Below are 14,949 nucleotides of genomic sequence, written 5' to 3'. Positions count from 1 at the left end.
TTGAAATCCACCCTTTGTTTACGAAATAGGATCGGCTTTGCGGCGTTGGAACGCCTTGACAATCAGTGGGTAGCAAAGCGATAGAATGATCAGCACCAACAGCGCGATGGATACTCCCGAATTGAAGAAGATTCCGAGACTGCCATTCGATGCAGAGAGAGCCATCCGGAAATTCTGTTCCATGTCGCCCCCGACAATGGCCGCGAGAATCAGCGGTGCCAGCGGGAAATCAAGAATCTTCATAACCAGACCAAAGTATCCGAAAAGGATCAGCAGGAAGAAGTCGAATGCCGTGTAGCTGAGCGTGTATGTACCGATGAATGCCAGCATGACGATGAGCGGATAAAGAATTTTCGCCGGTGTATCAAGAATTTTCACCAGCAATCCGACAAGGACAATGTTAATAATGACGAGTGCAACGTTCCCGATAAACATACTGTTGACGAGTGTCCAGACCGTTTCGGGCTGGTTTTCAAAAAGCAGAGGACCCGGCCGTATCCCGAGCATAATCAGTGCTCCAAGCATGACCGCAGTCGTACCGGAACCCGGAATGCCCATCGTAAGGAGCGGAATCATCGCGCCTACCGAAGCGGCGTTATTTGCTGACTCCGGAGCAGCAAGCCCTTCCGGGGCACCCTTCCCGAACTCTTCCGGCTTTTTGGAAAGTTGCTTTTCCGACGAGTAGCTGAGCATCGATGCGATCGTTCCGCCGGCTCCCGGCAGTACGCCGATGATGAATCCTAGCGGACCGCTGCGCAGCATCGGCATACGTGACCGTTTCCACTGATCTTTCGTAAACCAGATCTTGCCGACCTTTTTCCTCTCTTTTTTACTGTCTTCATCAATAGTCAGGAAGTTGAATAGCACTTCCCCCAAAGCGTAAATCCCGATAATGACAATAAGGAAATCGAGTCCTTCACTCAGTTCGGTAATTCCAAAAGTGAAGCGGTAAACGCCTGATTGGGTATCAATTCCGATTGTGCCGATCAGAAGCCCCAGGCTCATGGAAATGAACCCTTTGACCATTTTGCCCATCGAAAGCGAGACGATCGCGGATAATGTCAGCAGCATGAGCAGGAAATACTCGGCCGGGCCGAACCTGAGCGCAAAGTTTGCCAATGGCTGGGCCAGGAGAATGAAACCGAATACTGCCATAATGCCGCCTACGAACGAAGCCACTGCGGAAAGTGCCATCGCTTCCCCGGCCTTGCCCTGCCTGGCCATCGGATATCCGTCGAAAGTGGCCGCGATGGCCGATCCGTCACCCGGCGTGTTAAGCAGAATCGAACTTCTTGAGCCGCCGTACATGGCACCATAGTAGATGGCCGCCATCAGAATGAGGGCACTGACCGGATCCATCCCGAATGTGACAGGAATGAGGACGGCAACAGCTGTTGCGGGACCCAGTCCCGGGAGCATCCCGACAACCGTACCCAGGAAGCCGCCGATCACTATCCACAAAATATTCATTGGCTGGAGGGACGTTGTGAGTCCTTCAATAAATGCATCCATGCTGTTTCCCCCTCCTTAAGGCAAGCTGACGCCCAGCAATTCGCCGAACGCATACCAGGTCATGAATGAGAATGCGAGTGTCACAATAATATTTGAGACCCATTTCCTGGGGCCGTTGACGACGAACAGCAGTGCCCCGAGGAACAGAATCGTCGAAACGAGAAAGCCCAGCGTTTCAAATATCAGTGCATACACGACACCCAGTACAATCGTGCTGAGGATCAGCACAGGGGTCCGCCCGGTGAACAATTCCCTGATATGATCATTGGCTTCACGGGCTTTTCGGAGTTCCTGGATCAGATAAATCACAGAGAGCACAATCAGCAGGATGCTGATGCCGACCGGAAAATAAAGCGGGCCGTTCGGATTCCCCAGGTTTGCTTTCGGCAGATTAATCGCAGAGATCAGGAATGCCAGACCCACAATCATCAGGAAGACCGGCATCCCGAGCTTAAACCATTTCATACCCATTCCTCCTTATTCGAAAGGAAAAGCAGGTAAGGGTCATTGACCCATGCCTGCATCCTCTACAAGGCTTTCATACATTTCTGTCTGTTCCTTGAGAAACGCTGAGGTTTCTTCGCTGTTCATGTAATAGCTATCCCAGTCATTGTTCTCAACGATCTCCTGCCACAGCTCGGTTTCCGCCATGGCGGCCAGTTGCTCATCCCAGTAAGCAATTTCTTCTTCCGTCATATTCGGAGGGCCCATGATTCCGCGCCAGTGAGGAAAGACCATGTCGACCCCTTGCTCCTGGTACGTTGGAACATCCTCCAGATCTTCTACACGCTCCTCGGAGGAAATCCCAAGAATCTTCAGCTTTCCGGCGAGGTGCTGCTCCTTGACTTCGGACATGGAAGTGGTCACAAAATCGACGTGGCCGCCCAGCAGTGCCGTGACGACATCACCGCCGCCCTCATACACAAGGAAGTTCAAGTCTTTGGCATCAATACCGTATTCGCCCGCCAATTGAACAAGTGACAGATGGTCGTTATTGCCCAGTGCCGGTCCTACACCAATCTTGATTGACTTGGGGTCTTCCTTAATTGCATTCATCAGCTCTTCAAGGTTTGAGTATGGCGAATCCGGAGCCACTGCGATGGAAAGCCATTCCGTGGAAAGGATCGCCAGTGGAGTGAAATCTTCATGGGTTAATTCACTGGTACCCAGCAGGTTATTGGTAATCAGAAGACTGGAGTTGACGGCCAATGTGTGAGCATCTTGCTTTTCAAGATACTTCCATCCCACTTCTCCGCCGCCGCCAGGCTTATTCTGAACGTTAATATTTTCGGTGACGAGTTCATTATCCTGCAATGCTTTCTGGACCGAACGCGCAGTCAAGTCCCACCCGCCTCCCGGCGATGCGGGCGCGACAATTTCAACATTCTTGTTCGGAAAATCTGCCCCATCTTCGGCATTGCTGTTTCCGCAACCGGCCAATGCAAGCGTTGCCCCTGCGATAAGCAACCATTTCTTCATATCTATCCGTCCTCCTCATTAATCTCAGTTACTTTCTGAATTGAATAACTAAATCTTAATAGCCCGACTTATCCATGTAAACGTTTGCAAACTATTGTGTTTTATTAACGTTCTGTAAATAAAGTTCATAAAGTTCAAGGAAATAAAAGAACGGCGGAATTAACCGCCGTTTGGAAAATATCGTCTTTCGGGTCTTCCTACAATGCCATACACGCTTTCTGAACGTACCTTGCCGATTCCCGTCAGGTATTCCAAATAACGTCGGGCCGTTGTCCTGGAAGCTCCAAGCAAACTGCCGGCCTGTTCGGAAGAAACACCTTCCGGATGTCTTTCGATCAATTCGGTTACCTTTTTCAAAGTGACGGAGTCGATTCCGGACGGAAGGTCTTCAGTAGAGTTGGTTCCGGTACCGAACAACCGGTTCAAAGCATCCGGGTCAACCCGCTCCCCTTTAAGGAGAGTCCGCTTTTTCTTGACCTCATTTAGCGCTTCTCTGAATTCCTCTTTATCCACAGGCTTGACCAGATACCGGTACACGCCATAATCCAACGCTTTGCCGATAATTGCCGTTTCGTCCGCCGCAGTAATCATGATGATATCAACGCCCGGATGTTCTTCCCTTATTTCAGACAGCAAATCGGTCCCGAGCCGGTCCGGCATATAGACATCGAGCAGGACGACGTCGATTCCGCCATTTTTCAGAAACTGCAGGGACTCTGCTGCATCACGTGCTTTGCCTGCCAGCCTGAATCCGGGAACCTGTTCAAGAAAACTTTCATGAATTTGCGCAACACGGAAATCATCTTCAACGATCAGAACATTAAGCATTTCCAGTCCTCCTATCTGTTTTTCGGAAGAAATACTGAAAAAGTGGTTCCTTCGGGATTGGACTGGACTTCAATCTCTCCTCCAAGCAACCCCACTTCCTTTTTCACATTCGCCAGTCCATATCCCCTTCCCGGCCCTTTCCCGGAAATCCCGCGTTCGAATATCCTGTCGATGTTTTTTTCAGGAATGCCCGGACCATTATCAGACACTTCGAAAAGGATGTCCGTTCCCATATCGCTCACGAACAGGACAACCTCTCCATTTTTCTGTTTTCTCACTGCCTCCAACGCATTGTCGATCAGGTTCCCAAGAATAGTTACCAATCCGTTTAGGTCGATATGGTCAGGCAGACTCGCCAGGGACGAACCCGGATCTATCTTGAAGGAGACATGCTGTTCGGAAGCCTTCGCCAGTTTTCCGAGAATGATTGCCTGCAGTTTTTCATCACGAATCGACGATGAGACAAGCCTGACATAGTTCTCTTGGCTTTGTGTTTCATCGAGAATAAAAGAAATCGCCTGTTCGTTTTTGTTAAGCTGGATCAGACCCAAGATGACGTACAGCTTATTTTTAAATTCATGTGTCTGGGCACGCAAGTCTTCAGTTACGCGACGGGTTTCAGACAGGGAAGCAGACATTTTCCTCAAATCAGTTTTATCCCTAAACATGAAAATCGTGCCCGTAATCCGTCCCGCTGCCCGAATGTCCTGTCTGCTGGCGATGATGGTCTGGTCTCCAATCTCAAATTCCTCATCCCCTTGAAAATCATCTTTCAGGAAGGGGTATCCCGGATCACTGACTACATGAATGAGCGGCATCCCTCTTACACTGCCTGTAACACCAAAGAGCTTTTTCGCTACCGGATTCATCATCCGTATATGTCCACTCTCATCTGCCACAATCATCCCGTCTTTTAACGAGGAGAACACTGTCTTGCGTTCTTTGTATAGAAAGGCGATTTCTTTTGGTTCGAGTCCTAAAGTATCTTTCTTAATATCCTTGGCCAACAGGAGACTTCCGATCAAACCGACAATTAGAGCGATTGTTGAAACTGTTAGTATGGGAACGGACTCCCTGATAACGCTCTTGATGATCAGTCCCCCGTCATGAATGACCATGACTGCACCATTCACCTTTTGATAATCACCGTAAGCAATCATAAGGGGTGAGACACCCACCAAAGCCATTTTATCGGCTTTCCCTATTCTCTCGGTGTAAGAACTGCCAAAAATAAGCGCCTTCTCTATCGGAGGCTGATCGAAAACCTTCAAAATCATCTCTTCGTTCCCCATCGTGACAAAAAACCGCTCTCCCTCAGTCATCACAACTGCGGAAGCATTGGTATCACGAAGCAAATTATCCATGAGATTTCTTAATTCTGGAATCGCATCTTGGTCTTGAAGAGCTTCTTGCACCGTCGGCATATAAGACAGCGTTTTCGCAGTCTGAAAAGCCATCCGTTCTGCATCTGCCATGTCTTCTTTGTATTCAAAAAATATGTAAATACCAGTAATGGCCGCAACGATAAACAATATCAGAGCAGTTACCAACCCTAATATTTTCAGCTGAATCGTTATGATCCCCTGTGTTAGTTTCTGTTTTTTCATTAAAAATTCAACCAATTCTTTTTTCTCATCATAACATATTTGTCTGCAACAGGTTACAGGATACTGAATGAGGTTCGCCTACTTTAGACCCTCCCTGAACAAGTCCAATTACCTAATTCCCCTTCCGGCCCCTCCAATTTCTGATCCAATCCGAATAGTTTAATAGAATCAAAAATCTGAACTTCAATAAATGCTATTGTCACCTAAATTTACCGGCTCCATGATTAACGGGAAGGGAGGAAAACAACCTGAATCATAAGTCCCGTGTAAAGACTTTGTAAGCTTTACTAAGTTTCCGTTGATTCTATTGAATTGCCTATGATTCTACCCCACGATGCATAATGAACACCCATAAAAAGGAGCGAAATCTAAATGGACCAAAAGCGTTGGCGAAGGCCGCTCAATGGCCTGCTGTCCGCAAGCCTCATGCTGAGCCTGATGGTTCCCGCGATCCCGGCGACCGCAAATGCGGAAACTGCCGCGGAAGACCTGCTGATCTCGGAATACATCGAGGGCAGCAGCTTTAACAAGGCACTGGAACTCTATAACGGCACCGGAACGGAAGTGGATCTCGGGGTCTACACCCTTGAACTGTATGCAAATGGGTCAACTTCACCGAGCAGCTCCCTGAAACTGACCGGAACGCTTGCACCAGGCGAAACCTATGTCCTGGCCCATAACCAGGCGGCCTCTGACATTACCGGTAAAGCTGACCTTCTGAACCAGACCGTCATCAACTTTAACGGTGACGATGCGGTCGTCCTGAAAAAGGACGGGCAGGTCATCGATTCTTTCGGACAGGTCGGCGCCAGGGCCAATTTCGGAACGGACCTGACGCTTGTACGCAAGGCTACGGTCGCATCCGGCGACAAGATCGCTGATGATTCGTTCGACCGTACCGTTGAATGGGATGCGCTCGGAAAAGATGACTTCACGAATTTGGGCACCCACCTTCAGGATGGAAGCCCGGCCGATCCGGAACAGCCGGTTGACACCCTCTCCATCGCAGATGCCCGGGCTCTCCCTCTTGGCGAGACGGTTACCATCAAAGGTGTGGTCGCAGCCAATCTAAAGAACACCATTTCCATCCAGGACGAAACAGGCGGCATCGCGGTCCGCCCGACTTCCCTCGGTCTTGAAGTCGGCGAAGAAGTGACCCTGACCGGAACTCTCGCCGACTACCGCGGCCTTCTCCAGCTGGACGGGGCGACCGTAGTCAGCCGCGCAGATGCGGAAGCACCGGCGGGCAAATCCGTCACGGGCGACCAGATCGGCGAAGCGCTTGAGTCGCAGCTGGTCACCGTCAGCGGCGTGACGCTCGGCGACATGTCCGGCGGCGGATCATGGGCGAACTTCACAGCGACAGACGGCAACGGTGAATTCATCGTCCGCGACGAAACCAACCAGCTCGGCCTGGAAGAAGGCATGGCCTACGAGTCGGTCACAGGCATCGTCCAGCAATTCGATGATGGCTACCAGATCATCCCTCGCGGCGCCGGCGACATCGTTGCTGACAGCACGATCCTGCGTCCTGCATCGGCAACTCCCGGATCCGGCACATATGTCGGCCCTCAGGAAGTGACCCTCACGACGACTACGAAGGATGCAGATATCCTCTATACCATTGACGGATCCGATCCGGCTGAAAACGGAACGGTCATTGAAGGACCGGTCACAATCAGTGAAGATACTGTCCTGAAAGCCGTTATCCGTAACGCGGAAGGTGACTTCAGCGAAGTCTCCACATTTGAGTACACCATCACCGAAGCACTCCAGATTCATGACATCCAGGGTGCGGATCATTTCTCCTCGTTCGATGGCCAGCGTGTCGAAGGCGTGGAAGGTATCGTCACGTACCATTACGAACTGAACGGCTCCCACTATTACCACATCCAGACGCCTGATGAGCTTGCGGATGATAATCCGCACACTTCAGAAGCGATCACACTTTATGCAGGACGCAATGGCTGGCCGGTCCAGGTCGGCGATCTTGTTTCCGTCTCAGGTGAAGTGAGCGAGTATGCCATCGACGGCTACTCCGACCGCCAGGAAACCGATCTCCCGATTACACAGATCAATGTGCGTGATGATCGCGGCGGACAAGTAAGCGTGGTCGAAAGCGGCCTCGACCTTCCGGAACCGGTCGTGATCGACGAGTCGAACCTCCCGGCCGAGACCGTCGACGATGATCAGCTCACCGTCTTCGATCCGGAGTCCGATGCCATCGACTTCTGGGAAAGCCTCGAAGGAATGCGTGTGACGGTCGGTGACCTCCGTGCGGTCGGGCCTCAGGAACACGGCGACCTTGTCACCGTTCTTGAAAACTGGCCTGAGGAAACGATTCACGGCGGCATCCTTTATAAGGAAGGCGACCAGAACGCGGAGCGCATCCAGTTCCGTCTGGAGCCGAATGGGCCGGCGCGTGACTTCGAAGTCGCGACAGGCGACCGGTTCGAAGGCCCGAACACCGGCGTCGTCGGCTACTCTTACCAGAACTACAAGATCTTCGCTTCCCTTGATGAGATGAAGGCGAACCATGTGGAAGGCGATACGGAGCCGGAACAGACCACTCTCGTCAAGGATGGGGACAAGCTCACAATCGCTTCATACAACCTCGAGAACTTCTCGAACAACAAAAAGACCACGTCCGATGATAAGGCACGCAAGCTCGCCCGCGCAATTGCGGTTGACATGCAGAGCCCTGATATCGTCGGCGTGACCGAAGTCCAGGACAATAACGGTCCTGACGCCGGCGACTCCGATGCATCCGAATCTTACCAGCGCTTGATCGACGCCATTGTCGAAGCGGGCGGCGTCCGATATGAGTACGCTAACATCAACCCGGTCAACGACGAAGACGGCGGCCAGCCAGGTGCGAACATCCGCGTCGGATTCCTCTACAACCCGGAACGCGTCTCCCTCACTGACGGGATTCCTCACGGTGATGCGACAACCGCAGTCGGCTACGAAGACGGCAAGCTCACGCTGAACCCGGGACGCATCGCGCCGAACGACCCGGCATTTGAAGACAGCCGCAAGCCGCTTGCCGCCCAGTTCGACTTCCAGGGCGAAAGTGTCGTTGTGATTGCGAACCACTGGAACTCAAAAGGCGGCGACACACCGATCTTCGGCAAGATCCAGCCACCGGTCCTTGGCAGCGAAGCGCAGCGTATTGAGATCGCCAAACTCGTCAACGGTTTCGTTGAAGACGTCAAGGCAGACAATCCGGATGCGAATGTCGTTGCCGTCGGTGATTTCAACGACTACCAGTTCGCGGAACCGCTCAAGATCCTCGAAGGCGACATCATGACGAACATGATCCACCATGTCGAAGCGCCGGACCGCTACACGTATATTTATCAGGGCAACTCGCAGGTGCTCGACCACATCGTCGTCTCGAACAACCTCGTAGAAGATACAGAGATTGATATCCTGCACATCAACGCCGACTTCACCGACATGGCGGGCCGCGCGAGTGACCACGACCCGCTTATGGTGCAGATAGACCTCGCACAGGGCATGGAATTCGAGCCGATCGTGCCGGAGGACCATTATGTCTTCGACAAGCCTGACAAAAAGAAAGTGACGATCGGTAAGCAGAGCGTTTCCGTCACGATCAATGAACACGGCGTCATCCCGGACGGTCTTTACCTGAATGGCCGCTACGCCGAGCTCCACGGCGAAGGCTTCAAAAATCAGACGGTCTTTGTGAAGCCGAAAAATGACGGCACGATCATCGACGCCAAGGGCACCGAAGTAAAGGAACTGATCATCGAAAGCGCGAAGCCGCTTGAAATCCGCGGCGGCGAAAACATCCAATCCATTAAATTTGAGAAGAAAGCTTCTTCGGAGTATCTGACCCTTTATGATTCCAAAGGCCGGCTGATCGGCCTTCCTGGTGAGGAGGAGCCAGCCCCGGAAACAAATAAGGCACCTGAAGTGTCCGCTCCCCTTGAAAATAAAGCTGCAACCGAAGGCGAGACAGTCTCCGTCGATCTGTCAAAACACTTCTCAGATCCTGACGGTGACGCCCTCACCTACTCGGCGACAAAAGGGAACGTCTCCGGAAGCACACTGACGCTCGACCTGGAAACCGGCACGCATCTTATAGCGGTGACAGCAACTGACGGAAAAGCCAGCGCGACCGCCCGCTTCAGCGTGACAGTCGAACAGGCGGAACAGCCTGCCGACCCGGAAGAACCGGTTGGTCCTGAAGGCTACTACAGCGGCACGGAAGGATTGGAAGGCGAAGCCCTGAAAGCCGCCCTCCACGACATCATCTCGGAACAGGAGGTCCTCTCCTATTCCGAAGTATGGGAAGCGCTGCGCCTGACGGATGAGGACCCGAATAATCCGGACAACGTCATCCTGTTCTACTCACAGCAATCCCGCTCCAAGGACCGAAACGGCGGCATGGTCGGAGATTGGAACCGTGAGCATGTCTGGGCAAAATCCCACGGTGATTTCGGGACATCCAAAGGCCCCGGCACAGACATCCATCACCTACGGCCGACAGACGTCCAGGTGAACAGCTCCCGCGGCAACCTTGACTTTGACTACGGCGGCAACCCGGTCAACAACTGCAGCGGCTGCCTGCGCGACGGAGATTCATTTGAAGCACCTGATGAAGTGAAAGGTGACGTTGCACGGATGCTCTTCTACATGGTGACCCGCTATGAGGAAGGCGACCGTGTCGATCTCGAGTTGAATGAGCAAGTGAACAACGGCAGTGCCCCTTTCCACGGCAAACTGTCCGTGCTCCTCGAATGGCATGAGATGGACCCGGTCAGCGAATTTGAACAGCACAGGAACGAGGTCATCTTCGAAATCCAGGGCAACCGCAACCCGTTCATCGACAATCCGGAATGGGTGGAATCGATTTTCGGAAACGGCGCGGCTGACACCAAAATGGAACAGGCTTCGTGAACCGGACTCCTACATTAATCACAATGAGAAAGAGGGATTTTTATGCAGAACTCCAAATGGATCAAATCATCTGCCGCCGCAGTACTCCTGGCACTTGGTTTCTCGGGTATTCCAGGGAACATTTTCGCCGCTGAAGGCGATTTCGACCTCACCGTCATGCACACAAACGACACGCATTCGCATGTTGATACAATTCCCAAACGGGCAACGATTGTTGAACAAATCAGAAGCGAGCATCCGAACCATCTTCTGCTGGATGCAGGGGATGTCTTTACCGGCACCCTTTATTTCAATGAATTTCAGGGCGAAGCGAGCCTGAAACTGATGAATATGCTCGGATACGATGCCATGACCTTCGGCAACCATGAATTCGACCTCGGATCAAGACCGGAAGGCCACCAGAAACTCAGCGAATTCGTAGCCGGTGCGCAGTTCCCGTTTGTTTCGGCGAACGTCGACTTTTCCGGCGATGCGCTTTTTGATGGGCTCCAGCACGAAGTCTACACATCCGACTTCAGCGGCGGAGGCATCTACAAGGGCATCGTCAAAGTAATCGACGGTGAGCAGGTCGGGATCTTCGGACTGACGACGGAAGAAACACCGGACATCTCAAGCGTCGGGTCGGTCGCATTCAGCAACTACATTTCGGCGGCACAAGAAGCTGTTGATGCTTTCCGGAATCAGGGCGTCGACAAAATCATCGCCCTCACCCACATCGGCTATAATGATTCACCCATGTATGACAATGACCTGCTCCTGGCGAAAAACGTGCAAGGCATCGACGTTATCGTCGGCGGACACACCCATGTGGAACTCAGCGAACCTACCGTCTACCAGGATGAACGAAACGAGCCGACGGTCATCGTCCAGGCCTTTGAATACGGCAAATTCCTCGGGCAGCTCGATGTGACATTCGACGACAGCGGCGCTATCACGTCCTACTCAGGACAGCTTCATGACACGTCCGCTGCTGAAGCAGACGCGGACTATGCGGCAATCCTCCAGCCGTATACAGACCGGGTCGAAGAGATTAATCAAGAGTCGACCGGGGCTACCGCCCTCACTACCCTTGACGGCGAGCGGGAAAATGTACGCAAACAGGAAACGAACCTGGGCAATCTCATCACAGACGGCATGCTCGCAAAAGCCAAGACGATCGACAGCGCGACTTCGATCGCCCTGACGAACGGCGGTGGCATCCGTGCTTCCATAAAAGAAGGGGACATCACGTTCGGTGAAGTCCGTACCGTCATGCCGTTCGGAAACTCCCTTGCCATCATGGAACTGAGCGGAGCCGAAATCCTGTCCGCCCTTGAGCACAGTGTTTCCGCCTATCCGACGACTTCCGGCGGCTTTCTCCACGTAGCCGGCATGAAGTTCAAGTTCGACCCTGAACAGCCGGCCGGCGAACGGGTATTTGATGCAAGCGTAGTCGGCGAAGACGGCAACACGACTGAAATCGACCCTTCAGCGATGTACAAGGTGGCAACCAACATTTTCACCGCCAAGGGCGGAGACGGCTATGACATGTTCGCACAGGCCTATGAAGAAGGACGGGTCAGCGAGCCCGGTTTTGCAGACTGGGAAATGTTCATCGACTACATCCAATCCCTCGGCACTGTGAATCCACAGGTCGAAGGCCGGATCACTGCCGACCCGGGCGGCCTTGAACCGATCGGATGGACCACACAGAAAAACGGCAAGATGTCCTACCTGGACTACAAAGGAAATGAAGTGACCGGTTGGCTAGAAGTTGAAGGGGAAACGTACTACTTCCATAAAAACGGCGATCTCCGCACAGGCTGGACGAAAGTCGATGGAGACTGGTATTACTTTGATGTTAAAACCGGGGCCATGAAAACAGGCTGGCTGAAAGACCCGAAAAACGGAAAAACCTACTATCTCCACGATGACGGCAAGCGTCAAGCCGGAGGCACACTCGAAATCGACGGAACGGTCTACACCTTTAAAAACAATGGTGAGGTAAGGAATTAATCGCGGAATCAGACAAATCGGCTTCAGCCCTTTGGTCGGGGCTGAAGCCGATTTTATTTCAGACAAGAAGGGATGCACCGAGAAAAACGGAGCATCCCTTTTTGACAATTAAGCAGTTTCACTTCTGACTCTCGCGCCAACCGCGACTTTCCGGGCCCAGTAGATCACGACTGCACCGATCAGCGCAAACCCGAGGTAGCCGGTGATTGGATAAAGCGTACCGACCAGGCTGACAAATCCGACAAAGCTGAGTGCAAAGCCGCCGATGCCGAACAGAAACACATACGCCTTGAAACGCGTCGTGCCTGCTTCCGATACGCGCGCGGTAAAGGAATAAAGCATGCCGACAGCCGTATTGTAGATCATGCAGAGCAGCACGATTGCCATGATGTTGGCGAGAATCGGCGAGATTTCTGCAGCAAGTGCCAGTGTCGGCATGGCCGCTCCGCCGACTGCATCCAACTTGATCATCATGGCAAGGTTCACGAGCAGGATCAGGATACCAAGGAGCCCCCCGCCGATTGCGCCGCCGATTGCCGCGGTTTTGCGGTCCTTTACCGTACCGCCCATAACGGCAAGCATGGATGCGCTGCAAGCAATGTTAAACGAGACATACAGGAAAGCTGCCAGAAGCCAGTGAGGAGCCGCCGCGTCCTGTTCCTGCGCCAACCGTGCAATTTCCGCACCGGAGATATCGGCCGTCATGACCGAATAACCCGCCAGGATAATGATCATGGCCACCAAAAATGGCGTGACCGCCCCGATCACCGTGATGATCTTCTGGACATTCAGCAGAACCGTCACCATGGTCGCCACTACCATGAACAGGCTGCCGACAACCGCCGGGATCCCGAACTGTTCTTCAAAAAGCGAGCCTGCGCCGGCATACATGATGACTGCCACTCCGAAGAGAAAAAACGTGATGACAGCATCGACGAACATGCCGATCGGTTTGCCGCAGATTTTATAGATAATTTCCTTATGAGACTTCGACTTGAGTGAACTCCCGATACTGGCCAGATTCATTCCGATAAAAGCAAATACGAACATGGCGGCGATTCCGCCGGCAATCCCCCACAACCCGAAACTTGTGAAGAATTGAAGAATTTCCTGGCCAGAGGCAAAGCCTGCCCCAACCACTACCCCTGCAAATGCTGCGCCCAGCCGGATACTCTCTTTCAACTTGCATTCCCCCTCCGTTTAGGGAAGGTTGCCTGTCCGTCAAAACAGGCCATTCCCCGGTGTTTTTACTGAGATGAACATCATTTCATGACCAAGAAAGCGTTTTCCAATATGTAAACACGATACTCGGAAAACTCTCAAGATTCAAGTAGTACTGAAGAAAAGAAATAGATTAGGCCGAATAACCCATAGAATTAAAATAGATTAAATATTCAGTCTCGTTGAGGAAAAGGAGACCGGTGCCCGCAAGCACCGTTTGTTTCCCCTCTGACCTCTCCGCTCTCCCTCAACGGGCGGCCTCTTTCATTTCCGGCCGGAAGACCTCTTCCCCGACCGTGTACTTGTCCATCTTTTCAAGATCCGGTTCATATCCGATTCCATAACCGCTAGGAACAGTGATTTCTCCATCCACCGCTTCAACTGCAGGCGTGATGATATCTTCTTCCCAATACCGGTCAGACCCCGCCGTATCTCCCGGCAGCGTGAAGCCAGGTAACGTCGTCAGTGCAACGTTGTGGGCGCGCCCGATCCCCGCCTCCAGCATTCCTCCGCACCAGAGGTCAATTCCTTTTTTGACACAATAATCATGGATTTTCTTCGCCTCAGTCAGCCCGCCGACACGGCCGATCTTCACGTTGATGATCCGGCAGCTTCCAAGTTCGACGGCTTTACGCGCATCCTCCAGCGAATGGATGCTTTCGTCCAGGCAAACCGGCGTCTCGAGCTCTTCCTGCAGCTTGGCATGATCGATAATGTCATCGTGGGCCAGCGGCTGTTCAACCATCATGAGATCAAAGTCATCAAGCATCTTCAAAAGCTCGAGGTCCTTAAGGGTGTACGCGGAGTTCGCATCCGCCATGAGCGGCACATCCGGGAAGGATTCGCGGACAGCACGGATGATTTCAATGTCCGCACCCGGCTTGATTTTCATCTTGATCCGCTTGTACCCCTGTTCGATAAAGCCGCGGACCGTCTCGACCATCTGCTCTTTGCTGTCCTGGATGCCGATCGAGATGCCCACATCGATTTTTTCCTTGTCTCCGCCAAGCGCCTCCGCAAGAGTCAGCTTGTTCCGTTTTGCATACAGGTCCCATATGGCGCCCTCAACAGCGGATTTCGCCATGTTGTTCCGGCGGATCGGGGAGAAAATTTCATTGACCTCGTCCGGGTGGTTGATTTCTTTGCCGAGCAGCAGCGGAACGAGGATATCGCGGATGACATGTGCGTTCGTTTCAACCGTCTCTTCCGCATACCACGGATAGGAAAACGCGACCGACTCCCCCCAGCCGGAATTCCCTTCCTCATCAATCGCTTCGATCAGCAGGAACGGCTTATCCTGCATCGTACCAAAACTCGTTGTAAATGGATGCTTCATGCGCATTTCCATACGGCGCATGCGAATTTCTTTGATGATCAATTT

Annotated in this window: 9 protein-coding genes; 2 read left to right on the top strand and 7 right to left on the bottom strand. The window is 52.5% G+C overall.

The window, feature by feature from the left end:
• Positions 1–18: 18 nt before the first annotated feature.
• From KHA84_RS06630 to KHA84_RS06610, 5 genes are all read right to left on the bottom strand, one after another.
• Positions 19–1,512: a tripartite tricarboxylate transporter permease gene (locus KHA84_RS06630; RefSeq protein ID WP_008297927.1), complete on the bottom strand. Its 1,494-nt coding sequence runs from the start codon at positions 1,510–1,512 to the stop codon at positions 19–21.
• Positions 1,513–1,527: 15 nt separating this feature from the next.
• Positions 1,528–1,977 carry a tripartite tricarboxylate transporter TctB family protein gene (locus tag KHA84_RS06625; RefSeq protein WP_008297928.1) on the bottom strand — a complete coding sequence of 150 codons (450 nt, stop codon included), beginning with the start codon at positions 1,975–1,977 and terminating at the stop codon, positions 1,528–1,530.
• 39 nt (positions 1,978–2,016) lie between these two features.
• Positions 2,017–2,991, bottom strand: a complete 975-nt coding sequence (locus KHA84_RS06620) for a tripartite tricarboxylate transporter substrate binding protein (RefSeq protein WP_008297929.1) — start codon at positions 2,989–2,991, stop codon at positions 2,017–2,019.
• A gap of 159 nt (positions 2,992–3,150) precedes the next feature.
• Positions 3,151–3,819, bottom strand: a complete 669-nt coding sequence (locus KHA84_RS06615; protein ID WP_213422737.1) for a response regulator — start codon at positions 3,817–3,819, stop codon at positions 3,151–3,153.
• A gap of 11 nt (positions 3,820–3,830) precedes the next feature.
• Positions 3,831–5,426 (bottom strand): sensor histidine kinase, encoded by a 1,596-nt coding sequence (locus tag KHA84_RS06610; protein WP_213422736.1) that lies wholly within the window; start codon positions 5,424–5,426, stop codon positions 3,831–3,833.
• 372 nt (positions 5,427–5,798) lie between these two features.
• On the opposite strand from KHA84_RS06610, the gene KHA84_RS06605 reads away from it, so the two are divergent.
• A complete protein-coding gene (locus tag KHA84_RS06605; RefSeq protein ID WP_213422735.1) occupies positions 5,799–10,352 on the top strand; it encodes an endonuclease in 4,554 nt (1,517 codons plus the stop codon).
• Between the two features lie 42 nt (positions 10,353–10,394).
• Positions 10,395–12,347: a 5'-nucleotidase C-terminal domain-containing protein gene (locus tag KHA84_RS06600; RefSeq protein WP_213422734.1), complete on the top strand. Its 1,953-nt coding sequence runs from the start codon at positions 10,395–10,397 to the stop codon at positions 12,345–12,347.
• A gap of 108 nt (positions 12,348–12,455) precedes the next feature.
• Here the strand turns inward: KHA84_RS06600 and KHA84_RS06595 are convergent, their stop codons facing one another.
• Together KHA84_RS06595 and menC are read right to left on the bottom strand one after the other, a co-directional pair.
• Positions 12,456–13,529, bottom strand: a complete 1,074-nt coding sequence (locus KHA84_RS06595) for a YkvI family membrane protein (protein WP_213422733.1) — start codon at positions 13,527–13,529, stop codon at positions 12,456–12,458.
• Between the two features lie 286 nt (positions 13,530–13,815).
• Positions 13,816–14,946: an o-succinylbenzoate synthase gene (menC, locus tag KHA84_RS06590; RefSeq protein WP_213422732.1), complete on the bottom strand. Its 1,131-nt coding sequence runs from the start codon at positions 14,944–14,946 to the stop codon at positions 13,816–13,818.
• Positions 14,947–14,949: the final 3 nt, after the last annotated feature.

The sequence above is a fragment of the Bhargavaea massiliensis genome, from assembly GCF_018390575.1.
In the GTDB taxonomy this organism is placed as follows: domain Bacteria; phylum Bacillota; class Bacilli; order Bacillales_A; family Planococcaceae; genus Bhargavaea; species Bhargavaea massiliensis.
The sequence above is the reverse complement of the archived record's forward strand: the minus strand, read 5'-3'. Positions and strand labels throughout refer to the sequence as shown.

Excerpts from the sequence above, each read along its gene's own strand:
- KHA84_RS06615 (WP_213422737.1), bottom strand. The coding sequence starts at position 3,819 with ATGCTTAATGTTCTGATCGTTGAAGATGATTTCCGTGTTGCGCAAATT.
- KHA84_RS06630 (WP_008297927.1), bottom strand. The coding sequence starts at position 1,512 with ATGGATGCATTTATTGAAGGACTCACAACGTCCCTCCAGCCAATGAAT.
- KHA84_RS06605 (WP_213422735.1), top strand. The coding sequence starts at position 5,799 with ATGGACCAAAAGCGTTGGCGAAGGCCGCTCAATGGCCTGCTGTCCGCA.
- KHA84_RS06610 (WP_213422736.1), bottom strand. The coding sequence starts at position 5,426 with ATGAAAAAACAGAAACTAACACAGGGGATCATAACGATTCAGCTGAAA.
- KHA84_RS06620 (WP_008297929.1), bottom strand. The coding sequence starts at position 2,991 with ATGAAGAAATGGTTGCTTATCGCAGGGGCAACGCTTGCATTGGCCGGT.
- KHA84_RS06625 (WP_008297928.1), bottom strand. The coding sequence starts at position 1,977 with ATGAAATGGTTTAAGCTCGGGATGCCGGTCTTCCTGATGATTGTGGGT.
- KHA84_RS06600 (WP_213422734.1), top strand. The coding sequence starts at position 10,395 with ATGCAGAACTCCAAATGGATCAAATCATCTGCCGCCGCAGTACTCCTG.